We start from the raw sequence: 24,710 nt of genomic DNA, 5'->3' as shown, positions 1-24,710 counted from the left end.
ACGCAAACTTTTCTGGATCCCAGTGTCAAGCACTGGGATGACATCATAGGGGCACTGGGATGACACCTCACTGGTGGCCCAAACTACAATGTTCGTACAGCTATGGAATGAACCGCGGTATACTTGGGTCAGCTATATGTAGGTTGTGGCTCTTGCACCATCAACAGATATTTCAGAACTAACAGTGCTAACAGTTTTTTCTATCGCTTTAGCCTGTTCATAGTCTTGACTCAAAAAATACATGGCCAGTCCAACAGCTATACTAGCAACAAGAACAAGTGCTATCATTACACCTAGTATCATACCACCAGAAAGACTTACTGCAACACACACACCAGCTCCAAGTACAACACTAAGAAAACCACCAATTATCATGCCAGGCACTAAACTGCCTATCATAGCGCTTTCTTTTTTCGTATTAGCTTGTTTTTTCATACTTTTAATAAGCACTTCTTTTGTTTTTCCTTGAGCTAAATCTAAAGGAATTTTATTATCCGCGTTTTGTATCAAAGGATTTGCACTATATGTAACAAGAAGGGTGATTATTTCTTCAGTTTTATTACCTATAACTGCATGATGTAGTAATGTATTTCCCTTTTCATCTTTAAAGTTTATATGAGTACGAAGTTCCTCATCTAGATTTCTTACTGGGTTGTTTTTTGCATATATCCTAGGTTTTATTGCTTCATCTAAGTATTGTATTACTTGTTCTAGTGATTGCTCGCCAGGATTTTGTATAAAATGAAGCAGAATTTTATGTATTATCGCTTCCTTTGTAGTTTTTGGGCATCGTAAAGCACATGCAAATGTGTCTTTATTAATAGTTATTTCTTTGTTTTTTCCAAGAAAATCTTTTAACTTCTCAATTCTATTTATACTGTTATTTTTGCCAGTAATTATCGATTGTAAAGTTTTTCTGTTATCGTCACCAGTCATGCTATCCTCCTTGGTTTGATTGCATTGCTCATTAATAAATAATATAATAAATCCTGCTAAAAGTCAAGCAATTGATTAATAAGTTAATACAATCCTCCAAAAGGAGCTCCTTACTTTTTGTTCAGCATGTCCATTGGATCAGACTCTTTAAGCTTGCTGTTTGCTGAATTTATTCATCACAATAGCTACAATGTGCTATCGAAGTTCTCTGTAATCTTAGTTGGTTCTTCTAGAATATTCAAAATATCAGTTGCACAAAAAACCCGATCTCTCTTTCCTTGAGAAGTTTGTGAAACGATGCCTAAATCTTCAAGCTTTACGATTGCTCTTTGGGCTGTTGTAAATACGACACCTAAGTTTTCAACTACTTTCCTTATAGTAAAGTAAGGGTTTACAGCGAGATACCTTACAATACCACTCGCAACTCCTTCAGTTTTAGAACTAACTTCAGTTTGCCAATTCGCAATCAAAATGTTAATTCGTTCTGCTCTTGACAATGCATCCAATGATTGCAGTACTACACCATTTAAGAAATAAGAGAACCAATCATGCCACGTGCCTCTGTTGCTTATATTGTAAAGTTGGTCATAATACTCACTTCTTGTAGCTTCAAAAAATGCACTTAAGTATAACAGAGGTGATGGTAATAATTTTCTTTCGATCAGAAGTAATGTTATTAATAAACGTCCAATACGTCCATTGCCGTCCAAGAATGGGTGAATCGCTTCAAATTGATAATGACATAGAGCTATATGTATAAGTGGGGGTAATGTTCTATCATGTAGAAACTTTTCAAAAGAGTTCAAGCAACCCATCAGTTCACCTGGCATTGGTGGCACATATTTTGCTGTGTCTATTGTACATCCTGGGCTTCCAATCCAATTTTGCACTCGGCGAAATTCTCCTGGCCTTGCACTTTGCATCAGCCTCCCGTGAATTTCCTTAATTAATCGGAGCGACAGTGGAAGAGATTGTAAACGTTTTAGTCCATAATCGAGCGCTGATATATAATTGCGTACTTCTTGTAAATCATCTGGATTGCGATCTACATTAGCACCTGCTTCTTGAGCCAAAATTTCACCAAGAGTTGCTTGAGTTCCCTCGATTCTACTTGAAAGAACTGCTTCACGTACTATAAAGGGTCGCATGAGAAGATGAGGGTTAGGCAATTTAGCTCCTTCCCTGGATAACATACCCAAAATATGATCTGCTCTGGAAAGACTATTAACTAAATCATTGTCCCATTCAAATTTTGGTGGCAAGGGAAATGCCTGATAACCAGCGAATGCTCTAACAACTTTACCCGGAGGTGATTCTTTAATATCCATTCATTCAACCCAGCACACAATGTTCATAGTATATGTATTATTTTCAAATAAAGTCAAAAACGAAAATAAGTCTTTATCTTGTTTGCGTGTATGAAAATAAGAAACTCTCTTATTATTGATTTTGCTCAAAAACGAAAATAGAAGAAGCTGCTGAACTTTATATTATAGCTAACCCAAGAAAGGTTTTCCTACGTCATACCGCGATTTATTCGCGGTATCTCTAGATCCCGCTAACAAGCAGCGGGATGACGAATTTTTGTTTTTCAAATTATCGGTAAATCTAAGTCACTTTAGCTATGGCAGTTATCCTGTTTTTCTGGAGAGCTGCTATAAAACTTCTGAGTGAAGTCACTTAATTTTTACACATCTATTGTAGAGTAAGAAGAGCCGAATTTGGGACAAAAATGCTAGCTGATGCTTGGACTTTACTGACACTTACACTACTTGAAACTATACTTAGTGTAGACAATTTAATCTTTATTTCTCTAGCAATAGATAAGGTACCAAATGTGCTGAGAGAAAGAGTGCGCCTTATGGGCCTTGGATTAGCGCTATTAATGCGTTTTGTAATACTATTTTTTACATCATCTATATTGTCAATGCAAAAACCTATATTTCACACTGCATCGCTAAATATTTCAGCAAGGGATTTACTTATGATTGCAGGGGGATTATTCCTTATTGTTAAAAGCTCTATGGAGTTACGAGATGACATCTTTGTATGTAAGAAAAATAAAAAGAAAGCAAACGTTAAATCAAAATTTTTTTTAGTTGTGCTACAAATTATATTAATAGATTTAGTTTTTTCAGTTGATTCAATATTAACTGCTATAGCACTAACTTATAACATGATAATAATTGCCACAGCGTTTACATTTTCCATGCTAGCAATGCTGTTTTTATCAAGTTATACCGCCCAGTTAATCAAATCTAATCCAGGTTTAAAAGTAATTGCTATCTTATTTGTTTTACTTGTCGGTGTGTACCTTATACTTCATGGATTTCATATAGAATTACCAAAAGGATATTTGTATTCTTCATTTATGTTTGCACTGCTTGTGAAAATTATAAGCAAAATAAAGAAAACGTAGTGTGTACTCACTCAAGCGAGATTTTCCTATGGATTTAAGGTAATAAGAGGAAGTAGTAATGTTTTCTTTAATTAAGTTTAGTATGCCTTCTATTTGATCCATTATTGCCTCCATTTTCTGCAATAATAGTTCTTTATGTCTTTTTTGCGTTACTTTCAACACCTATTCATACCGCCATGGTATCTCTTAGCCGCTAACACGTAGCGGGATACTTAACCATCATCTACACCGTCATACCGCCGCGGTATCTCAGCCGCTAACACGTAGCGGGATGACGATTGTCAGGCCAGTGCCTCTATGATGTCATCCGAGTAGCCTTCTTATTTTTGTCATCCCAGTGCCCAGACACTGGGATCCAGTTCTTATTACCTAGTGTAAAGTTAAGTTTCCTGGATTCCAGCGTCACGCGCTGGAATGACACCTTACTTAACCGTAATACCACCGCGGTATCTCTTAGCCGCTAACAAGTAGCGGGATACTTAACCATCATCTACACCGTCATACCGCGATTCATTCGCGGTATCTCAGCCGCTAACAAGAGATCCCGCTAACAAGCAGCGGGATGACGAATTACTAGACCTTTACAGGGATGACGGTTGTCGTTTAGCTATAAATGTTTAAGAAATTTACCAAACGAAAAAAAAGGCAAAAGAAGCCCCGTGGTGCGAGTTTTGACTCTATATTACTGTAAGTGGCGCTGTAATAATGTGCTAACGCTTAAAATAAGCGCGATTTGGCTGAATGTAGAAAAAATAAAAAAGACATGCAGCCGCTATAATTTTATGTAATCCGCCAATAAATACTCTGAGTTTTTTACTGAATTTTGTCATTGAGCCTGCAGGTCAAAAACAAGTTTTGAGTCATAAATACCCTTAGCACTACAATAAGGGCCCTGGCGAGGTTTGTCAAGTAAGTTTTTCGTTTCTATGTTATCCGCTACTTGGATGACAGGAGGCAATGTAACCTCATTAAAAACTTAATTTCAGTCCAGTCAAGAGCACATAACCAGAGTTGCTATTTTCTACTTTAGGCTCTTTGGTACTAAATTTTACAATATCGAAATAGTATGAAGTGCCCATAAAAAATGGATATTCAAGGCTTAAAGCATATGATGTTAACTTGTTTGTACCTTTGCTTGCAATGTTCCTACCACTATTGAAATATGTTAAACTCAATTTGCGAGAATCAGAATGGTAAGCGATACCTGAATTCATATAATACGTATTATTTATTTCAGGATTACGCTTCTCGCCTGATTTACCACCATTACCATATGAAAAAGTGCAATCAAGATCGAACAATTTTAGCTTCAAACCAAAATTCCAGTGCAGTAATTGATTACGACATCCATAACCTTCAGGAGTTCCATCTAAGCAACCAGTTAAATTTTCTCTTGCAAATTCACCAGTTAAGGCAGTAGTAAAATTTATATCGTCTAATAGGCCATTTTTATAGGAAAGGCCAGCAGCAATTAGATTGCTATATTGTAAGTTATTTTTTCCTGGGACATAACTGAACCCGAGTTGAAAGTTATAGATTTCAGGGGAGATGTAGTTAATTGATGGTTGTTTTAACCCTAGTTCGAGTCCATTATAATCGCTATAAATATTGGGCTTGACCCAGAACACCTTGTCTTTATCATATCCAGGGCCATTATCTCTGTTTTTGTTACCACGCAAATTTGCATAATTTGTCCAATGACCATTTACTCCTCCAGCAGCTGCATAAATTTTTGAAGTGTTAATTAACATGCTCTGACTAACTAAACTTCTTTTACCATATTCAATTGATCCAAGCACCTGATTTTTAATGATGAAATACCATTCCTCCATGTCTAACTTTTCTATGTCTAACGCTTTTAGGTTTGCAATACCAGAAACTCCTGCTTTAACATTAAACCCCATTTGAGTATTTGGATAAACTTGCTGTAAATAAAGAAAGCGCAAGTATGAATAACTTGAAGTTTTAGCCTTAGCACTGAAAGAATCTCTGTTGAAGGCGTAGCCGAATCTCAAATCTATTTTTCCATCTAGTTCTACATAAAATATTTCCTTATCCAAAATTGTTCTAGAGCTAGCACTACTCTGCAAAAATAATGATGAAAGCAGTGCTACCAGGTAGTACCTTAACTTCATAAATAAACTCAATATAAATAAAAAACAACTTTTCAGAAGGTGCCGCTGGTAGATTTTGCTGCCCGTTTTTGAGCTATATTCCCATAAATTATTGATACATTTGGTAATTTTCGCTTTAATAACTGCTTATTAATGGCAGAATGTATACGATTAATTATTTTAGACGTACTTTTTACATCGCAGTTAATCAAAACAAAAAGCACTTTATTCTCATCAATATACCCTAGAAAATCATCACTACGGCAATTTTTATAAAAATGTTCTATGATAACTTTCAGTGCATCATTTATCTCACTACAGCTACTATTTAAGCCAATCACTCCTATAGCTGCATTAATTTGATGTTGAAAGGCAAAATTTAATATAACGTATAACTCTAGAATAGTAGACTCATTGTTTGGTATATCGAATAAGTTATGGTTTTTATATTTTTTACCCATTAGATATTCATCTCTAAAGATTCCTAATTTACGAGACAAGCTGATATCACGTATCAATAGCTCATAATTTATTTTATTACTAGTAAATTGTGTAGTGCGGAAAACTTTTACTTTTGTCTTTATATCTTCTCCTTTAGCATCAGTTAAGGAAAAACCTATCACTTTAGGTAATACATCAAGTAAATCGTGTCCATTTTCGGTATACTCTAAATAACTCTTCATGTCGTCAGCTGCTCTTGCACTTAAAATATTGATTAACGGCTTATTAAGTAAATTTCCTTCCTCGTATTTTAACAAATTCCTTGCGGTTTGATTAAGCCCTAAAATTAATACGTTTTTTTTCTTATTATCCTGACAAACAGATACCACAGCATCATCTTTCCTTCTTGCAGTTATGAAATCATCCATACTTTCATTCTATACAGCATATTTATAAGTATAATAAGATTATATTAAAATTTGCTTACTTATTAATATGCTTGATTAGATATAGATAAAATGTCATACGGGATAGCTTTGTTAGCTGTTTTAGGTGGTAATAAATGGATAGTCAAGCAAAATTACATTTGTAACTTTGCTTGACTTATCCGTTTTTTTTGAGCTTGACCATAAAATGATTCTTAAGAAAATAAATGCAATTTTTTGCAGGTTTCACGTATGATAAAAATTAACAGTTTTATTTTTAGCCAAATTAATTGAATCGAGCTACAAAACCTGCTAAAGTTAACTTTATGAAAGCACCCTTAGCTCAGTTGGATTAGAGCATTTGACTACGGATCAAAAGGTCGGGCGTTCAAGTCGCTCAGGGTGCACCACATTTTATAGGAAACAGAAGTCACACTTGAAATTAATATATGCAATACCTATCTTTAAAGGTTAAACACTAAACTATTATATATGAGCAAAAAAGACTACTATGATCTGCTGGCAGTAGGAAGAAATGCCAGTATTGATGAGATAAAAAAAGCGTATAAAAAATTAGCGTTAAAATATCATCCTGATAGAAATCCTGGCAATCAAGAAGCAGAGGAAAAATTTAAAGAAGTAACAGCTGCATATGAAGTTCTATCTGACTCTGAGAAAAGGGCAAGCTATGACCGTTATGGCCACGAAGGTGCTTCTGGTGGGTTTCAAGGCTTTAGCTCTGCAGGAGATTTTAGCGACATATTCAATGACTTCTTTGGTGGAGGATTCGGTGGTGGTGCAAGTAGATCAAGAGCAAAGAGGAGCACGACAGGAGTGTCTGGAGCAGACCTACGTTATGATCTTGAAATTACCTTAGAAGATGCATTTAAAGGAATACAAGCGCCTATACATTATGTGACAAATGTAAAATGTGATACATGCCAAGGCACAGGTAGCGAAGGAGCAATTAAACCAGTTCAGTGCCCCACATGCCAGGGAAGCGGTAGGATTAGAACTCAGCAAGGCTTTTTTACCATCGAAAGAACATGTACTACATGCTATGGAGAAGGAGAAGTAATACAAAATAAATGTAAGAAATGTGGTGGAAGTGGACGTAGAAGAGATGAAGTAAATATATCCGTTTCAATTCCAAAAGGCATAGAAGAAGGAGCTAAGGTAAGGATAAGTGGTAAAGGAGAAGCTGGAACAAGAGGTGGAAAAAGTGGAGATTTATACGTATACGTGAAAATAATTTCCCATAAAATCTTTGCTAGAAATAAAGCAGATTTACACTGTAAAGTGCCTATAAGAATGACACTAGCAGTGCTTGGTGGCGAAATCGATGTCCAATCAATTGATGGAGCTAAAATAAAAGTAAAGGTCCCTGAAGGCACTCAAACTGGTACCAAATTACGTTGTAGGGAAAAGGGTATGCCATATATGAACTCACATGTTCGTGGTGATTTATATGTACAGGTAATAGTTGAGACTTTAAATCCAAAAAATTTAACTAAAAAGCAAATTGAACTATTAAAAGCACTTGAAGAAGAGGAAAATGCAAGTGTACAACAGCAATCTGAAGGGTTTTTTAGTAAAGTAAAAAAAAAATAAGAAATCTGCTAAATGACATGAAGGAGTAACTGTTTACACTTAATCCTGCAATTCTTTGACCTTATTAATGGAAAACTTAACAATAGTGTTATTATTAGCCAACAGAAACTTCTTAGTTCCTTATAGCTAAAGTAGCTTAGGTTTACCTACAATTTGAAAAACAACAAATTCGTCATTCCGCTACTCGTTAGCGGAATCTATGCTGAGATACCGCGAATGAATCGCGGTATGACGTAGGAAAACCTTTCTTGGGTTAGCTATAAAACTATGTAAAAGCAATAAATTTCTTTATTTAAGACCGAAGTTTTGCTATCCTCAGGTTTTAATAATTTAAATTTAATGAATATAAACAAAAATGAGTTTTTATTTCTTCCGCTTGGGGGAGTAGGAAGAATTGGGATGAATGTTAGCCTATATCATTATCAAGGTAAGTGGATTATGATCGACCTTGGTGTTGGTTTTGCAGATGAAACTATGCCAGGTGTTGAGCTGCTCATTGCTGATGTAGATTTTATTGCTCAAAGGAAAAAAGATTTGCTTGGAATAATAATTACACATGCACATGAGGACCACTGCGGTGCAGTGCCCCACTTGTGGGAAGAGTTGCAGTGCCCCATATATACAACAAAGTTTACGGTTAATTTTCTTAAGGAGAAACTAAAGGAGTTTCGATTAGAAGGTACAGTACCTGTGAAAGAGGTGGACATAAATGGCAGCACAAATTTGGGTCCTTTTACCGTCGAGTTTATAAATATAACTCATTCAATTCCTGAGGCAAATTCAATATTAATTAGCACTGAAATGGGTAGTGCACTCCATACCGGAGACTGGAAATTTGATCCAAAACCTGTTGTTGGATTAACTTCTAATATAGAGCGTCTAAAAGAAATTGGCGATAAAGGTGACCTGCTTGCAGCAATTTGCGATTCAACCAATATATTAAGCAAGCATCACCCTGAGTCAGAAGGTGAGATTTATAATAATATTTATAACATAATAAAGCGGTCTAAAAAATTAGTTACTGTATCGCTATTTGCTTCAAATGTGGCACGAATTGAAACGATAAGCCAAGCTGCAAAAGCACTAAATAGAAAAGTAGTTTTACTTGGTAGATCTTTATGGAGAATCGTAAAAGTTGCACAAGATAGTGGGTATTTAACCGATTCTCCTCAGTTTCTTGAAGCAAAAGAAGCAGTAAATTTTCCAAGGGAAAAACTGGTGCTTCTTTGCACAGGTTGTCAAGGTGAGCCACTGGCAGCAACTTCAAGGCTTGCTAATAAGAGTCATCAAGCATTTAAAATGCAGCAAGGTGATACCATGATCTTTTCGTCAAAAATCATTCCTGGAAATGAAATTCGTGCGCACAACATGCTCAATGCCTTTATTGAGATGGGGGTAGAAGTTGTTACTGAAAAAACAGAGCATGTTCATGCTTCTGGGCATCCAACAAGAGAAGAGTTAAAGGAAATGTATTCTTTAATAAAACCGAAGATGTCTATTCCAGTTCACGGCGAATATATTCACACGCATGCACATGTAAAATTTGCTAAAGAGTGCGGTGTGGCAAAAGCAATAATGGTTGCACCAGGTGATATTGTTAATTTGGAGAACGGAGAAAAAGTTGATTCAATCAATGTTGACTACTTTGGTATTGATGGTATGCTGCTACGTCATCCGGAGAGCAGTGTTATAAAAATGCGTAAAAGAATGAGAGATGCCGGAGTTATTGTGGTAACAGCAGTTGTAAACAAGAAAAATAAATTGCTTACTAAACCGAAAGTATTTGTACCTGGTGTTTTTGAAGCGCTAGAAGATGCAGCTATTATACAGAAAATTGTCAAGAAAGTTGAGTCGTTGTTTAGTTTGCAGCCAACAAAAAAAATTAAAAATAAGATTGAAAGTTCAATATTGAGTATCTTAAAGGAATATTTACTAAAAAGACCTATAATTGAAGTCCAGATAGAACAGGTATAGAAATGTACCTCTTTTATTAACCATTATTTGAGTAAGAAGTTAACAATGTATTCTTTGATGTTATTTCAGCATGCAATACTGGAATCCATAAAAAAAATCAGTGTCAAGCATACAACTATATGAACGTTGTGATTTTAGAACAATCCCTGCCGGTAGGGGTGTCATCCCAGTGCTCCGACACACAGCTGTACGAACATTTGTTCGCAGAGGCAGTGTGTTAGCCGATTTTACCTCAAACACAAAGGTGTCACCCCAGTGCTTGACACTGGGATCCAGCAAAATTGATTGTAAACAAGCGCACTATACAACATTATCGATGAAATTGCCAGAAAACTGGATTCCAGTGTCAAGCACTGGAATGACACCACCTGCCACCTACAAATTGCAATGTTCGTATAGTTATGTGTCAAGCACTGGGATGACATCAGAGGTTAATGTCACCTACTGTAATACGAGAAGTTCGAACAGTTGTGTATCAGCTACTTTCATGACGTCGTTTGTTGTGCAGTTTACCTTCAAAAGTAAACGTTTGCTGGGATGATAGAGAGCAAAGCAGGAAGTCTAATGAAGTTATTCGTTCAATTAATATTGCTTGTTTCGTTATTTATTCCTTATTTTACAAAAGCTGCTTTATATGTTGATATAAAAAAAAGCAGTGTTGGTAACATTGGTCTTGTTGTATCTAAATGTACGTGTAAAACAGCGCTGGAAAGCGAATTAAGTGAAAATATTGCAAAGGTAATAGGAACAAATTTATCTAATTGTGGCTTATTTAATGTAAAACGTGGCGCGGAAGCTGAATTTAAATCTTGGAAAAGCGATACTGTAGTCACAGTAAGTTTAAGCGAAGTATCTGGTAGTGCATTAGAGCTATCATTTCGTTTATTTGACACTTTTACAAAAAGAGAATTACTTACTCAGTCAGTTGTTTTTCCGGCAAAAGACTGGAGAAAAATTGGTCACCTCGTTTCGGATGTGATACATGATAGACTGATTGGTGAGAAAGGGCACTTCAACACAAAAATTACGTATATTGCTGAAGAAAAAGATAGCAATTATAAATCCGTACGTAAAATTGCTGTGATGAATCAAGATGGAAGTAATATAAAATACTTAACAAATGGCGATAGATTTGTGTCAACACCGAGATTCTCACCAAATGGAAAAGGTATTGTTTATATCTCATACGCAAATGGTAAAAGTTATATAGTATTAAAAAATTTAAAAGACCACACTGAATCAATAATCAGCGCATTTGAAGGAGTTATTTCTGCACCAAGATTTTCTCCTAATGGTAGATCTCTTTTAATTTCCCACTCATTGGGTGGTGAAACGAATATATTATCTTTGGATTTAAGTAGTAAACGGACAAAAAAAATTACTAAAGGTTCAGCTATAAGCACTTCTCCCTCCTTCTCTCCAGATCAAAAATATATGGTTTTTAGTTCTGATATAAGTGGGAGTCAGCAACTGTATGTTATCGATTTTACTAATAAAAGTAAAAAACCTAAAAGAATTAGTTTTGGAAGTGGAAGATATGCTACGCCTGTTTGGTCGCCAAAAGGAGATCTGATAGCTTTCACAAAGATTCAGTCAGGAAAATTTTACATAGGAGTTATGAAGCCAGATGGCAAAGAAGAACGTCTACTTTCAGAAGGGCATAGAATTGAATCTCCGGCATGGCTACCAAATGGTAGAGAAATCATTTTCACAAGAACAGAATCACCAAGCAACTCTAAACTATATTTAGTAGACTTAGTAAAGAAAAATCAAAAAATGGTTTCCACTCCCACAAATGCTTCTTTACCGGATTGGTCTTATTCTTGAACTACTGAGCTGCATGCTCCACAGCATTGATTTATTGCCACATTAATAAGATATCCCGCTACACCACCTACTATAGTACCAGTGATTCCTGATAACACAACAGTTGCAATTACTCCAATAGCAGCAATTTCAGGTATAATCCCATTGATAGGTATGCGGTTTACAACTACTTCAGTGACGAAAAAAGACAGATTTATTGGGCACATTTGTTAAGGGATTTCGAAAGGCTATCTACCCACTAAATGGTGCTATATTGGGCCTTAACTTGACGCGTATGGTTTATTTAACACTCCCAGTTAAAAATAATTACTTAGCAAACAATAGGTTTCATGTAATGGTAACCCTATAACGGAAAAGTAGGAGCCGCGTAAGAACAATACGAACATCCCAGCTAGGCCTTGTATATTGCATCCCCCTGCCCTATTTTTCCACTCTTCTGATGCTAAATAATACTTAATTTCTTGTTCACTGAGACGTTTAAATTTCACTATCGTAACCACAGTTCTAATATGTTGTTTAGATTGATCGGGAGTTAATAGACACACACTAGTATATACTCTATGCCTTCTTCCTGATAACAAGCGGATGCATTTTTCTGCTTGCTCAACGTTTTCAGCTTTAAGCAATATCCTTCTACCACAAGCAACAACTGTATCAACACCAAGCACAAAGTAATTTGGATTTGAACTTTGTATTTTCTCAGCTTTACTTTTTGCCATACGGATTGAGTAATCCTTCGGAAGTTCCTTTTTCAAAGGAGTTTCGTCTATATCTGCTGGCAAAACTAAGCCTGGCTTAATATTGATTTGTTTTAGTAAAGCTATACGCCTTTTCGATGATGAAGCAAGAATAAGATTATTTAGAGATCGTTCTGTCACTTGTACCTTTAAGCCTTCTAATGATCCGACCTTTTTTCGCATTCCTATCGTAAATGCTCATCTCAACTAACACCCTATCCCCTATAATAATGCGTATTTTACTTCTTCTCACTTTCCCTGATACATGACAGATAATCTCATGTTCATTATCCAGTTTCACTCTAAATTCTGCTGCAGGTAGTAAAGCAGTTACTGCCCCTTCCACTTCAAAAATTGTTTTCGATTTCTCGTCTTTTATCATATGTTATATTATAATTTAATAATCTTTTTCAGTCTACTATAGATTTTAAATTATTATCAACACAAAAGACCTTTTGCACCCAACTTAAGTTGCTACTTAACCTCCAATAACCTTACCTACGTTTCTACTCTCTGCCACCTTCTCAACAGAACTTATAGAACTTATTTTAGAAGATAAATCATTATCACAATTTTCCTCATCGCTATCAAGGCTTGAAGATCTGGATAATCCTTTCTCCTTTTGTTGTTGAACATAAGACTCATTATCAAGCTCACTAGAAACGCCCCCTTTAGGATATAAAATTGATCGTTGAGGCTCCTTTGTCCATCAATACGAATTTTTTCTTTTAGTCCATTAAGCATTTCTATAATGTCATCATCATTGCATGCATTATCTTTAGTGAGTTCAAGTGTAAGCATCATATCTTCTGGAAATTCTTCATACTTGTTTTCTGACTCTTCAATAAGGCTATTTTCAGCATCAACTTTAGGGTCTAATTTCCCCTCTGGTTCTTTGTCCTGATAGGCCACTATAGATTCATTTTGCAAATTATTATTAGCAGTAGGTACAACATCAGCAGCCTTACTCTTTTCTAGTGATTTCATTACAGCATCATATAAGGAGAGACCTTGAATATATAATTCATCGTTTTGCTTTATTAATTCTAGGATCTCCTCCGATGACACAAAATCTTCGCCATTAAATTTTAGTATTTCAGTTATGCCATCGCTACTCACATTCATAATCATGGTACACATTCCTGATCCATCTTTTGCAGGCCAAGTGCTTGTCATTCCATAATATGCGCCTTCTTTAAATTTATAATATCTTTTCTTATCTTCTTGATAAGCGTATATTTCATGTTTTTTATTGCAATAGATATTCAATTCTTTCTCTTGCTGTAAAATGTCACTAATTCTTGTTGGCTCACTTCTATTGTAATTAATAAGGTTAACATTCAAAACTCTATGAGCGTTATCAGTTTCTGTGTAATAAGCTTGAAGCTCTACGTCTTTCCTCTCAAAATATTTACTTGCAGCTTTTTTTCCCTGCTCTGCCAACTCTATACATTTATCTATATCTTCCTTAAAGCTCTTATTAACAGACTCTGTTACTGCTTTATCTATGTACGTTTGTTTAAAATCTCTATCGTTTATTAGGTCATAAAAACTCCATTCATCCCCAAAAGCCCCCTGCACGTAAGTGAAATTCTTTTTTTTCTTTAGTTCTCTTAAGAACCACACCTTTTCTTTCAGATTTTTCAGTTGAAAGCTTATCCTTGCCTTTACACTGGAGTTTTTGGCAGGAATACTAACTTCTTCTAATTCTTTAAGTAATTTATTATCTTTTATAATTGAGTAGCAAAACTTTACAATAGCAGAATTTGCAAACGAAGGATCTTTTTTTATACCTTCATCAATAATTTCTTTAAAACGTGCAAATTGAGGTAGAACATAAAAATCGATTATTTCTTTTTCTGATCTCGTTTTATTAGCATAAGAGATATCACCTAATTGTGAATATAACTCTTTGAATGTATGGTAGATAAGCGTAGAGTAATAAACTTCCCTATTCAGTGAAGTTGGTCCAATACAAAAATGCTTTTCAAATTGATCACCTATTTTTCCTGCCTCTGCTGCTTTGTCTCCCTTAGTCAAATCTGCAATCATAATATGCCTCCTTTAACTATATTTATATTATAACATATATTAAAAAAAACCACACTGCTCACTGTACGTTTACAGTACTACCTTGCATAATAGACTGTTTGAAATTACACAAGTACCTTTTTTTATTGGATAAAAGTTAACAAGACGTTTTCATATATTTTTAAGCTTAATAACATCTTCTCTATTTGGACTAGTTGAAATTAGATGAATTGGTATACCTATTAATTTTTCTAACCCTTCTATATATTTTATTAAATTGATAGGCAATGCTTCAACCGACCTTTTACCTTGAGTGTTTTCTTTCCAGCCAGGAAACTCTTCATATATTGGCTCTAATTCCTTTTGTATTGAATGTGATGCGGGTAAATAATCATACATTTTCCCGCTGTACTTGTAACCAATGCATATTTTAATTGTATCAAAAGAATCAAGAACATCTAATTTGGTTAATACAATGCTTGAAACTCCAGAGAGTTGCACAGCTTGGCGCACTAAAACTGCATCAAACCATCCGCAGCGCCTTCTTTTATTGCTTACTGTTCCAAGTTCCTTGCCTATAGAAAATAAGCTGTCACCAATCTCGTTATTTTGTTCAGTAGGAAATGGACCATTGCCCACTCTTGTTGTATAAGCTTTTACCACACCAATAATGTAAGCATTGGAGGATAATCCTGAGCCTGTTATCGCTTGCGATGCTACGGTATTACTTGAAGTAACAAAAGGGTAAGTTCCGTGGTCGATATCTAAAAATGCGCCTTGAGCGCCTTCAAATATTATTTTCTTACCTCCTTTCATAAAGTCATTTAGTATCTTCCACACAGGTTTTTTATATAAAAGAATTTTTTCTGAAATCTGTCGAATTTCCTTTAATATTTCTTCTTTTTTAACCACCTGGTAGTTAAGGCCTTTTCTGATGGCATTGTGGTAACTCAGGAGAGCATCCACTCTTTGATTAAGCTCATCTGCGTTTTCTAAGTCACAAAGGCGTATAGCTCTCCTGCCAACTTTATCTTCATAACATGGCCCTATCCCTTTGTTTGTTGTACCAATTTTGTGATTTCCGTTTAGATCTTCAAATAGCTTTTCCTTGTCCTTATGTACGCTAAGTATTAATGGACAGCTCTCGGATACCATCAAGTTGTTATAGTTTACGTCCACTCCTTTAACTTTCAATGACTCTATTTCTGAGACTAGAGCATGTGAATCAAGAGCAACACCGTTTCCTATAATAGATATTTTGCCCGTTCTCAAAACAGCAGAGGGCAGTAAATTTAATTTATAAACCTCATCATTTATTACTATAGTGTGCCCTGCATTATTTCCTCCCTGAAATCTCACAACTACATCTGCGTTTTCAGAAAGATAATCTACTATTTTACCCTTGCCTTCGTCACCCCATTGCAGACCAACAATTACAATATTATTCATCACTATTTTCTAGATTAATACGTAAATATTAATGCAGCATGCTACAAATGAAAAGAGAAATCTACGCCTTCCCTGTATTCCTAAAATAAAGAAATATATTATCGATCTTCTTAATATATTATCAGATTATTCATCATTATATAATATAATTTACAATACTTTTACAGTGAGGTATTAATTATGAAAGAGGCAAAGGGAAATAATAAGAGTCCAGCAGTTAGATTAAAGACCACAGCTAAAGAGTTCAATTTTAATAAATTAAGAGCAGATCAAGCTAATAAATTAGCAAATTCTGGTGAAACAATGTTCTTAGATTTTCAAAGGATGAATTTTATTATTAACGGAAAAGAAATAGATAAAAATTTTATTATTGCACTTAAGGAAGGAGCTAAGCACCGCAAAAGCGAACTTTTTAATAGTGATGATATATATAATGACAAAATATTTAACAAAAAAGGAACAAGAGAAATAGATACGGATCATGGCAAAGCATTTGTTGCTTCAGTATTTGAAGATATTGAGAAAGAGCTTGTAAGTAATGCATTGGGTGAGCTATGGAAAAATCACCGTGAAAATCCCAAAACTGCCAATCATCAAAAAACCGATTCATATAAGAAAGAATTTGAAGAATTTTACAATGTTGGCCAAGGGTATATCCATCTATTACCTACAGAGAGAGATGAAAACAAGGATTACCGTTCCTTTGCAAAAGAAGTTTTCAAGAAAATGTTTAGATACGCTGGAGCAGAAGTTCCAAGTAATGCTATTTTAGAAGAGCTAGTCACTAATTGTAATCAAGCAGGGTATGGAGCTGGTATATTTAATGAATCTCATGCCGCACTCAGTAGTTGTAATTTAACTCCACACAGTCCTAAAAAAGCGCTAAACATTTACTGCACTGACCACAACCGCATAAAAGTGACGTCTGATATGGCAATGCCTATAACCACGATTGACAATCCGGAAGAGAAAATATGTGACCTATCCAGCTCATTAGAATTCACACTTGAATCTCAAGATGGTAAAAATAGTATAACATATAAAGAAGGTAAATTATCACTTACTATTCCTGAAGAATTGAAAAACTATAAAGACAATGGCAAGACCTTGTTTGACATTATTAAAGAATATTTTCAGAAATTCTGTGCAAAATTAGGATTTAAACCTGAGACAAAAATACAAATAGATCATAGCTTAGGTACTCAAATCAAAGTAAACAACTATTTAGATGGTACAATATCTACTACAGGATCGGATGCAAATGAAGAGTTTATCAATCTTTTAAGCGAAAATCTCAGAGATAGGTTGTTGAGATCAGGCTCTGCTCTAGAAGATACTAATGATTTTGTTGCAATCAAGGTGTCTACCGCTATGGATCTATTGAGTGATTATGCTAAATTGGAAGATGATAAAGAAAACAGAGAGTTATTAATAAGTGAAGTAGCAGATAATTTAGGGCTTTCCTTTCAAGGTAAAACAGCATCAGAAGTATTGAAAAAATCTAATGATAAAACAATAAAGTTAATGCATACAGAAGGCATAGAGAATAACATAGGTCAACATATAATGGAATTAAGATCTTTACCTTCTTTGATAAAAGGTCAGGTTAATCATAATCAAGTGCAGTTTGTTGTAAATATTTTTACCAATTTAATTATTGAAGGAAAAAGCGAAGTATACAAAGAAAAAAATGCGATTAATGCAATTGATGCAGTTCATCAGAAGGTGGATAAGGCAATTGTTGAGCAAGAAAAAAAAGTAGACAACAAACAAGGTATAGAAAATGAGAAATGGACAGATAGAATAAAAAAACAGAGATTATCTATGGAATCACATGGGCATTTACATTAAAGAGACTGGTAGGCTCTCTAGCATACTCTTCTATAGAATTGCAAGACTATCTAATACCGCACACTAATTTCTCTCTTTATCTTATATAAATTAATTAAGTAAAGCGAATACAGTATCCACACTACTAAAAAAAATGTGGTACAAAACATAAACATTACAATGAGTGGCAACAGCAAAGAACTTTCTATTGCTACTCCACCTCTTCTCAAAATGCTTGCTGGCTGATGGAGAGTAGACCATAAATTCACAGAAAATTTTACTATAGGAATATTTATAGCACTAAAAATGGCAAATACTGCTGCTGATTTTTCTGCCCTCGCTTCATTATCAAAAGCACTCCACAATGAAAGATAGCCAACATATAGGAAAAATAAAATTAGCATTGAAGTAAGCCTTGCATCCCATACCCACCAAGTGCCCCAGGTTCCTTTTCCCCAGATGCTACCTGTGATTAAGCATATTGCAGAAAAGACTGTCCCTGCAGGAGCAGCAGCATGCGCTAAAACACCAGCAATGCTATTGCTCCATACCAACGAAATGAAACTGAGTAATGCAATTAATCCATATATTCCAAGAGCAAGCCATGCAGAAGGCACATGAATGTACATAATTCGTACAATTTCTCCTTGTTTATAATCTTCTGGGGAGAAGAATGACGCCAAAGACATTCCAATTAAAAAACATGCGAAACAAATAATCCCAATCCAAGGTAGTGCTTTTTTAGAAAAAGAAGTGAAATTTGTAGGCTTTAATAAAAACATTCGTTTTGAGAATAATTGTGTTAAGAATTTATCAATTAGTTTGAGTTTTATCAACAAGATAGTTTTTCTATATTTACGTAGTATAATAAATTAGCACAATTTCAGTAGCAGATTGCTTGCTATTATTTTTAGTATAACGTTGATGACCCTTAAAAAGCTTAATCTACACTTAGTATCAGATTCAAGTGGTGAAACTGTTATATCAGTTGCAAAATCAGCTCTGAAACACTTTCGTTCTGTAGAAACAATTGAATATGTTTGGTCTTTTGTGAAAGGAGAAGAGCAGGTTGACAAAATTTTGGAGGAAATTAATAAGAAAAGTGATGAGCATAACTTTGTTATATGCACTATTACTGATGATGAGCTAAGAAAATATCTAAAAGATAACTGTATAAAGTTGAAAATTCCCTATAGAGCAATATTATCACATATTATTAGAGAAATTTCGTCCTATCTTGAAATTGAAAAAGACGAAAAGCTTGACTTGCATACTGAGATAAATAACGAATATTTCCAGCGCATTGAGGCAATAAACTACACTATTAATCATGATGATGGACAAAGTATTCAAGATATTGATAAAGCAGATATAATTTTGGTTGGAGTTTCACGTACATCAAAATCTCCCACCAGTACGTATTTAGCTTATCGAGGCTATAAGGTTGCAAATATTCCTTTTGTTAGTGGAGTACCCTTTTATGTCAACTTGGCAAAATTAAAAAATAAACTAACGATAGGGGTAACAATAGACGTAAGTAGGCTAATAGAAATACGCAAAAATAGACTTACTTCAATTAATAACGAAGATAACAATATATATGCTAATCCTGAGAAAGTAGAAAAGGAAATTAAAGAAGCAGAGGAACTATTTAAGCAGAATAACTGGCCAATTATTGATGTCACGCAAAAGTCAATCGAAGAAGTATCAGCAACAATTATACAGTATTTTAATAAAATGTGAAAAATTTATCAATTGACTAACTCTCTGTAAGTGATCATAATGCAAGGTAATTTAATTCTTACTATAGATATGAAAGTCAAAGGGTCGCTAAAATCTCATCGTAACAGAGATAAAAATTGTAAAGTTGTGAAAAGGGGTGGTAAGATTTACATTATAAACAAGGTAAAGCCAAGATGTAAAGCGCGTCAAGGTTCTTAGCTTTTTGTTCACCTTTTCATATTATACATTTCTTGTATGTGAAAGTACGGTGCTTATATCTAAAAAGAAGCAAAAGTTACTGTGTTTAAGCGCAGCCCTGCTCATTTCTTCTCTTACATTATATTTCAGCATTAGCACAATTACAGGTAAACGTGGCTTATTGACGCTAATAGACTTAAAAAAAGAAATCGAGTACAATAAACTTTTGCTAAAGGATGTCTCTTCTGAAAAGAAAAAGTTGGACAACAAAGTATTTGGCTTATATAAAAAAAGCTTAGATTTAGATCTGCTTGATGAGCAAGCAAAAAATGCTTTAGGTTATGTGAACCCTGATGAACTTATGGTTGTTCTTGACGTGGAATAGCGGTAGACTTCTTGCGTTACCTACTGTCATCCCAGCACTCCTTTCTTGTCATTCCAATAGCTGACACTGCCCTCCTTTGTCATCCCAGTGCCCCTATGATGTCATTCCAGTCTGGGATCCAGGTTGCTCATAAGCAAACTAGCATAGAAAGTGGTTACAATGTTTTCGATGAGATTGCAGGAAGGCTGGATCCCAGACTGGAATGACATCATCCTTTTTCCTGGATTCCAGCGTCATGCGCTGGAATGACAAAAAAGTGGGCTATTGATTTTTCATATGGTTATGCAAGCGCTTAAATTTTTGATCAAAAAGGAACAAGTTTAGAGAAAAATAATGATATTATTAGTGGAACATAAAATAGTCCCACTGCAGTACTGATTAGAAGCAACAGAGTAGCTTTATCTGGTTGATAATTCAAAATATTAGCAAGTATTATACTGGACCCAGAAATTGGAATAATAGCTAGCAACATCAGTGCTTTATATATACTCTCGTCGTATACACCTATAACATGTTTGTCTATAAGAACGATTCCTAAAACAAATAATGGCCAGAATACGTACTTTGCTGTAATAGTGATCAAAGCAAGCTTCCAATTTACTTTAAAGCTTGTAATATTCGCAATGCTCACTCCAAGTAGCACCATTCCTAGTGTAACAAATGTACTTCTAATATTCATCATAACATCTGTTAAAAAAGTAGGTATTTGTATATCGTATATACTTAAAAAGAAGCCCAGAACCATCGCATAAAGCGAAGGAAGTTTGAACAACTTTAATATGCATTCTTTTGCGGTATAAATACCATTTGCGGCTATGTAAAATCCTAAGCTATTTTCAAACAACGCCATTCCTATATAACAAACAACATATACAGATACTGAATCTTCATCAAATAAAGCCATGGCTATCGGCAGGCCAAAATAACCCATACTTGTGCTGCCCGAGCTAAACGCTAATATGTTTCTCGTGTTATCCTTAAATAAAAAAGAAGAAAGATAATACACTGATAAGGACATAGTGCTACCTATAAACCATATCAAAATCGGCAGAGAAATTACTTTTAAATTAACTTCTGTATGAGAGACTCCATATAAAATCACTATTGGATTAGCTATATAAAAGAGTATTTGAGATATAGTGTTTCTGTCAATTTTAAGACATTTTCCTGCTAAATAACCAATAAATATTGTAATATAAATAGGTAATATTTTTAGGAAAAGAGTAAGGAACATACTAGCCTATTGTGATACTTTTGACTGATAAAGTGATATTAGATCTTAAGGTATTATAAAAGTAAACAAAATTTATTTTCCAATTTATCCAGCTCATAGTTAATTAAAAAAGATTCACTTAGTGCCAAAATTTGTTTTTACATAGGACTTAAGAATGACATTTTTATGATAAAATTATGTTAAGTTTCTATAAAGCTTCTTGCATATTTTTGAATAATGATGAAAAATTAAACTGCTTGTGGTAATTTAGACGGACTGTTGAAAAAGTAAGAGGAAATAAATAGCTTCACATGAGGTGTTTCTAACCATTTTAATAACAGTAAAAAATGTTCTTCTTTCAACGCTTTAAATGTGAGATTTTTATTCATTAATTAAAAATCTCAAATGTTACTACCATCTTTGTTAATCCTGTCTCTAATTGCTAAGTTCATTGAAATTGACATTTCCGTATCTAGTTTTCCTGATATGGTGCATTATTTTAACGTATCAGAAGGCACAATTCAATTTACAGATGTGAGCGATTAACTTTCCCCGGCCAGCCTTCCTGCTTCATTACGTGAGATTAATGCCTCAATAAATTCATCTAGTTCACCTTCTTTTATAATCTGCTCTAGCCGATGTGAAGTTAGATTAATTCTGTGGTCTGTTATTCTTGATTGTGGAAAATTATATGTTCTTATGCGCTCGGAACGATCACCAGAGCCAATCTGACTTTTTCTCATTGTTGACCTTTCCATTTCTTTTTTTTGTCTTTCAATTTCGTATAGCCTTGCCCTCAATACTTTAAGCGCTTTAGCTTTATTTTTGTGCTGCGATTTTTCATCTTGCTGTATTACAATTATCCCTGTTGGCAAGTGGGTGACCCTTACTGCGCTGTCAGTTGTATTCACTGATTGCCCTCCAGGACCACTGGATCTATAAACATCTATTCGTAAGTCTTTTTCTTCTATTTTAAAGTCAACTTCTTCTACTTCAGGTAATATCGCAACAGTAGCGGCAGAGGTATGTAACCTTCCTGAGGATTCAGTTTCTGGCACTCTCTGTACTCTGTGCGCTCCTGATTCAAATTTCAACCTTGCAAAAACTTCTGTTCCATTAATGAGTGCAGAAGCTTCTTTATAGCCACCTATACCTGTATTAGAAATGCTTATTGGCTCGAACTTCCAATTTCTTCTTTCTGCATATTTTTGATACATACGAAATAACATTGCTGCAAATAATGCTGCTTCTTCTCCTCCTGTACCTGCTCTGATTTCCAATATTGCATTTCTTGAGTCATCTTCATCTTTAGGCAATAATGCTAACTTTAGTTTTGCTTTTACTTTTGGTAATAATACCTTGTGCTTTTCGAAAAATTCTTCTTTTGCTAACTCTTTTATATCACCTTCGCTGTTTTCATCTTTCATTATTTCTTCTAAGTCTGAAACTTCCTCTTTCAGCGTGTTATATTCATCAATTATCTTGATTATTGGCCTGAGCTCAGAGTATTCCTTTGAAAGGGTAATGAATTCTTTTTGACTTAATTTGGTAGGGTTTTCCAAGTTCCTTTCTATATCACTAAATTTTTTCTTTAAGTCTTGTAAATTATTCTCTATATTCATATAGTACAGATCTAGCTAAGTAATATATACTGAAATAAAAAATTTCTTATATCAAGCAATAACACTATAATATATCTACTACCTTCTACTTGAATATAATGGCAAGACAGATAACATCAAGCTGCAATTTCATATTTGGAGCTTCGGACATGAAATCATTACCAGATGAGTCGGCTCCAGAGATTGCGTTTGCTGGTAGATCAAATGTAGGAAAATCCAGTCTGATCAACTTACTGATAAACAGCAAAAAAGCTGCCAGAGTTTCCTCTAAACCTGGATGCACTAGACAAATAAATTTTTATTCTATGTACAATGATAAGTTCAGACTTGTTGACCTACCAGGGTATGGTTATTCTCATGCAGGTAAGGAGGAAATTATACAATATTTAAACTTAACTGAGTATTATCTAATTAAAAGAAAAAATCTAAGAAGAGTGTTTGTATTGATAGATAGCAAGGTAGGATTAAAAGAAATAGACAAAGACTTCATTTATTGGTTAACATATAATAATATTAACTTTAACGTTGTGCTAACAAAAATAGATAAAGTGAGTCAAAAAAGCCTAGATGCCATTCTAGAAGATACTCAAAAATGGATTAATAATGAGAATGTGTCAATTCATCAAATAAGCATACGTATTAAGCATAAAATAATCAAGGTAAGAGATGAGTTTTTCAAGTTTACAAGATAAAAAAATGAAAAGTAGTGAATTTTTAAAGGGTGAAGTATCATTTGAACAAAAAGCAGAAATATTACTTGAAGTGCTGTCTAGCATACCTAGCTTTGTGGGTGAAACTTTTGTCATTAAATGTGGCAGCGTAACGATCTCAGATGAAACACTATTCTATACTTTTGTGCATAATGTTGTCTTATTAAAGCAGCTTGGTATAAATCCGGTGATAGTTCATGACGGAGAATATGAAATTAACTCAGTGTTAAAAATGCTGGGTATGGACAGTAAGTTTGTGAATGGTATCAGACTTACAGACAAAGACACTATGAAAATCATTGAAATGGCACTATGTGGTTCAGTTAATAAAAAAATTGTTCAGCATATAAATTCTGCTGGTGGTTCAGCCATTGGATTATGTGGAAAAGACGGCAACTTAATAAAAGCTGAAAAGATAAGCACTACGCTTAAGGAAGACAGATCAAATAACATCGAAAAAATACTAGACATGGGATTCATCGGTAGGCCCACTGAAATCAATCCCGATATATTATTTTTTATTGAAGAATCAGATTTTATACCAGTTATTGCACCAATTGGTCATGGAAAAAATGGGGAAACATATCATATTGATGCCGATAGCACTGCAAGCACAATTGCAATTGCAGTTTCTGCATCTAAAATGATAACCTTTAGCGATACAGGTGAAGAAATAGATAAAATTGGTGGCAGGAAGATATCTGTTAAAAATTTAAATGCATCGATTGATTGTGGTAAAATTCAAGGAGAAAAATTTATTGGAAGGCTTATGGCATATACTAAAATGGTAGAGGAATGTGCTGGAGTTGTTCACATAGTTGATGGTAGAATACCTAACATTATGCTTGATTTATTTACTGAGAATAGTTCGAGCATATCAATTGTGAGTGATTTATAACTAGACAACTACACGAATAGGCTTCTTGCATAACCATATGACGAGCTTTTCTTGGGAATAGAAACGAAAAAACTTACTTGACAAGCCTCACCAGCCCCCTTATCATGATAGTGAAGGTATTCAGTTATCTTCATCTGTGCAGATTAAACAGCAAGAAAACAACGTAGT

At 34.5% G+C, this 24,710-nt stretch carries 24 protein-coding genes, 1 tRNA gene and 2 pseudogenes; 13 read left to right on the top strand and 14 right to left on the bottom strand.

The window, feature by feature from the left end; translation table 11 throughout:
- Positions 1 to 132 precede the first annotated feature (132 nt).
- Complete coding sequence (locus tag OZD67_RS03875) at positions 133 to 936, bottom strand: ankyrin repeat domain-containing protein (protein ID WP_259346592.1); 804 nt, start codon at positions 934 to 936, stop codon at positions 133 to 135.
- 185 nt (positions 937 to 1,121) lie between these two features.
- The gene (locus OZD67_RS03870; protein WP_182182918.1) at positions 1,122 to 2,264 is read right to left on the bottom strand and encodes a Fic family protein; all 1,143 of its coding nucleotides are present in this window, start codon (positions 2,262 to 2,264) and stop codon (positions 1,122 to 1,124) included.
- A gap of 404 nt (positions 2,265 to 2,668) precedes the next feature.
- On the opposite strand from OZD67_RS03870, the gene OZD67_RS03865 reads away from it, so the two are divergent.
- A complete protein-coding gene (locus tag OZD67_RS03865) occupies positions 2,669 to 3,355 on the top strand; it encodes a TerC family protein (protein WP_182182916.1) in 687 nt (228 codons plus the stop codon).
- Between the two features lie 295 nt (positions 3,356 to 3,650).
- Here OZD67_RS03865 and OZD67_RS03860 read toward each other — a convergent pair whose 3' ends face one another.
- From OZD67_RS03860 to OZD67_RS03850, 3 genes are all read right to left on the bottom strand, one after another.
- Positions 3,651 to 3,797 carry a hypothetical protein gene (locus tag OZD67_RS03860; RefSeq protein WP_182182914.1) on the bottom strand — a complete coding sequence of 49 codons (147 nt, stop codon included), beginning with the start codon at positions 3,795 to 3,797 and terminating at the stop codon, positions 3,651 to 3,653.
- A gap of 526 nt (positions 3,798 to 4,323) precedes the next feature.
- Positions 4,324 to 5,490 carry a porin gene (locus OZD67_RS03855; RefSeq protein ID WP_182182912.1) on the bottom strand — a complete coding sequence of 389 codons (1,167 nt, stop codon included), beginning with the start codon at positions 5,488 to 5,490 and terminating at the stop codon, positions 4,324 to 4,326.
- A gap of 32 nt (positions 5,491 to 5,522) precedes the next feature.
- Positions 5,523 to 6,338 (bottom strand): hypothetical protein, encoded by an 816-nt coding sequence (locus OZD67_RS03850; RefSeq protein WP_182182910.1) that lies wholly within the window; start codon positions 6,336 to 6,338, stop codon positions 5,523 to 5,525.
- Positions 6,339 to 6,667: 329 nt separating this feature from the next.
- Here OZD67_RS03850 and OZD67_RS03845 point away from each other — a divergent pair.
- From OZD67_RS03845 to OZD67_RS03825, 5 genes are all read left to right on the top strand, one after another.
- Positions 6,668 to 6,745 (top strand) — tRNA-Arg (locus OZD67_RS03845).
- An 82-nt stretch (positions 6,746 to 6,827) separates the two neighbouring features.
- Positions 6,828 to 7,946 carry a molecular chaperone DnaJ gene (gene dnaJ / locus OZD67_RS03840; protein ID WP_182182908.1) on the top strand — a complete coding sequence of 373 codons (1,119 nt, stop codon included), beginning with the start codon at positions 6,828 to 6,830 and terminating at the stop codon, positions 7,944 to 7,946.
- A 339-nt stretch (positions 7,947 to 8,285) separates the two neighbouring features.
- Positions 8,286 to 9,920, top strand: coding sequence for a ribonuclease J (locus OZD67_RS03835; RefSeq protein WP_182182906.1), 1,635 nt, complete (start codon positions 8,286 to 8,288; stop codon positions 9,918 to 9,920).
- Between the two features lie 100 nt (positions 9,921 to 10,020).
- The gene (locus tag OZD67_RS03830) at positions 10,021 to 10,461 is read left to right on the top strand and encodes a hypothetical protein (protein ID WP_182182904.1); all 441 of its coding nucleotides are present in this window, start codon (positions 10,021 to 10,023) and stop codon (positions 10,459 to 10,461) included.
- A 23-nt stretch (positions 10,462 to 10,484) separates the two neighbouring features.
- Positions 10,485 to 11,747: a Tol-Pal system protein TolB gene (locus tag OZD67_RS03825; RefSeq protein WP_182184161.1), complete on the top strand. Its 1,263-nt coding sequence runs from the start codon at positions 10,485 to 10,487 to the stop codon at positions 11,745 to 11,747.
- On the opposite strand, the gene OZD67_RS03820 is transcribed toward OZD67_RS03825, so the two are convergent.
- The 5 genes from OZD67_RS03820 to OZD67_RS03800 all read right to left on the bottom strand — a co-directional run bounded on the left by OZD67_RS03820 (position 11,738) and on the right by OZD67_RS03800 (position 15,964).
- Positions 11,738 to 11,953, bottom strand: a complete 216-nt coding sequence (locus tag OZD67_RS03820) for a hypothetical protein (RefSeq protein ID WP_182182902.1) — start codon at positions 11,951 to 11,953, stop codon at positions 11,738 to 11,740. The two genes, OZD67_RS03825 and OZD67_RS03820, sit on opposite strands and share 10 nt — an antisense overlap.
- A 90-nt stretch (positions 11,954 to 12,043) precedes the next feature.
- The gene (locus tag OZD67_RS03815) at positions 12,044 to 12,625 is read right to left on the bottom strand and encodes a Maf family nucleotide pyrophosphatase (RefSeq protein WP_182182900.1); all 582 of its coding nucleotides are present in this window, start codon (positions 12,623 to 12,625) and stop codon (positions 12,044 to 12,046) included.
- Positions 12,603 to 12,866, bottom strand: a complete 264-nt coding sequence (gene infA / locus OZD67_RS03810) for a translation initiation factor IF-1 (protein ID WP_164224845.1) — start codon at positions 12,864 to 12,866, stop codon at positions 12,603 to 12,605. Before infA ends, OZD67_RS03815 begins: the two co-directional genes overlap by 23 nt.
- Before the next feature lie 161 nt (positions 12,867 to 13,027).
- On the bottom strand, positions 13,028 to 14,536 hold the full coding sequence (locus OZD67_RS03805) for a hypothetical protein (protein WP_259346591.1): 1,509 nt from the start codon (positions 14,534 to 14,536) through the stop codon (positions 13,028 to 13,030).
- Between the two features lie 150 nt (positions 14,537 to 14,686).
- Positions 14,687 to 15,964, bottom strand: a complete 1,278-nt coding sequence (locus OZD67_RS03800) for an adenylosuccinate synthase (protein WP_182182899.1) — start codon at positions 15,962 to 15,964, stop codon at positions 14,687 to 14,689.
- A 180-nt stretch (positions 15,965 to 16,144) separates the two neighbouring features.
- On the opposite strand from OZD67_RS03800, the gene OZD67_RS03795 reads away from it, so the two are divergent.
- Positions 16,145 to 17,815, top strand: coding sequence for a hypothetical protein (locus OZD67_RS03795; protein WP_182182897.1), 1,671 nt, complete (start codon positions 16,145 to 16,147; stop codon positions 17,813 to 17,815).
- A gap of 50 nt (positions 17,816 to 17,865) precedes the next feature.
- Here OZD67_RS03795 and ccmC read toward each other — a convergent pair whose 3' ends face one another.
- Positions 17,866 to 18,576, bottom strand: coding sequence for a heme ABC transporter permease CcmC (ccmC, locus tag OZD67_RS03790; RefSeq protein WP_182182895.1), 711 nt, complete (start codon positions 18,574 to 18,576; stop codon positions 17,866 to 17,868).
- 142 nt (positions 18,577 to 18,718) lie between these two features.
- On the opposite strand from ccmC, the gene OZD67_RS03785 reads away from it, so the two are divergent.
- The 3 genes from OZD67_RS03785 (at position 18,719) to OZD67_RS03775 (ending at position 20,099) form a co-directional block, all read left to right on the top strand.
- Positions 18,719 to 19,537, top strand: a complete 819-nt coding sequence (locus tag OZD67_RS03785) for a pyruvate, water dikinase regulatory protein (RefSeq protein WP_182184160.1) — start codon at positions 18,719 to 18,721, stop codon at positions 19,535 to 19,537.
- Positions 19,538 to 19,606: 69 nt separating this feature from the next.
- Positions 19,607 to 19,735 carry a type B 50S ribosomal protein L36 gene (gene ykgO / locus OZD67_RS03780; RefSeq protein WP_006279631.1) on the top strand — a complete coding sequence of 43 codons (129 nt, stop codon included), beginning with the start codon at positions 19,607 to 19,609 and terminating at the stop codon, positions 19,733 to 19,735.
- A 49-nt stretch (positions 19,736 to 19,784) separates the two neighbouring features.
- Positions 19,785 to 20,099 (top strand): FtsB family cell division protein, encoded by a 315-nt coding sequence (locus OZD67_RS03775; protein WP_182182893.1) that lies wholly within the window; start codon positions 19,785 to 19,787, stop codon positions 20,097 to 20,099.
- 304 nt (positions 20,100 to 20,403) lie between these two features.
- On the opposite strand, the gene OZD67_RS03770 is transcribed toward OZD67_RS03775, so the two are convergent.
- Positions 20,404 to 21,333 (bottom strand): AEC family transporter, encoded by a 930-nt coding sequence (locus OZD67_RS03770; protein WP_182182891.1) that lies wholly within the window; start codon positions 21,331 to 21,333, stop codon positions 20,404 to 20,406.
- A gap of 284 nt (positions 21,334 to 21,617) precedes the next feature.
- A pseudogene (locus OZD67_RS06620) lies at positions 21,618 to 21,701 on the bottom strand (N-acetyltransferase); the annotation flags it as partial.
- Between the two features lie 16 nt (positions 21,702 to 21,717).
- On the opposite strand from OZD67_RS06620, the pseudogene OZD67_RS06160 reads away from it, so the two are divergent.
- A pseudogene (locus OZD67_RS06160) lies at positions 21,718 to 21,843 on the top strand (multidrug effflux MFS transporter); the annotation flags it as partial.
- 11 nt (positions 21,844 to 21,854) lie between these two features.
- Here the strand turns inward: OZD67_RS06160 and prfA are convergent.
- Positions 21,855 to 22,934, bottom strand: a complete 1,080-nt coding sequence (prfA, locus tag OZD67_RS03765; RefSeq protein WP_182182889.1) for a peptide chain release factor 1 — start codon at positions 22,932 to 22,934, stop codon at positions 21,855 to 21,857.
- 95 nt (positions 22,935 to 23,029) lie between these two features.
- Here prfA and yihA point away from each other — a divergent pair, with 95 nt between their 5' ends.
- Together yihA and argB are read left to right on the top strand one after the other, a co-directional pair.
- A complete protein-coding gene (yihA, locus tag OZD67_RS03760) occupies positions 23,030 to 23,626 on the top strand; it encodes a ribosome biogenesis GTP-binding protein YihA/YsxC (RefSeq protein WP_375138154.1) in 597 nt (198 codons plus the stop codon).
- A gap of 4 nt (positions 23,627 to 23,630) precedes the next feature.
- Positions 23,631 to 24,542 (top strand): acetylglutamate kinase, encoded by a 912-nt coding sequence (gene argB, locus OZD67_RS03755; RefSeq protein WP_182184158.1) that lies wholly within the window; start codon positions 23,631 to 23,633, stop codon positions 24,540 to 24,542.
- The last annotated feature ends 168 nt before the right edge of the window (positions 24,543 to 24,710 follow it).

The organism is Wolbachia endosymbiont of Drosophila nikananu (assembly GCF_028981865.1).
Lineage (GTDB): Bacteria > Pseudomonadota > Alphaproteobacteria > Rickettsiales > Anaplasmataceae > Wolbachia > Wolbachia pipientis_B.
This window is presented reverse-complemented; position numbering and strand designations above follow the sequence as displayed.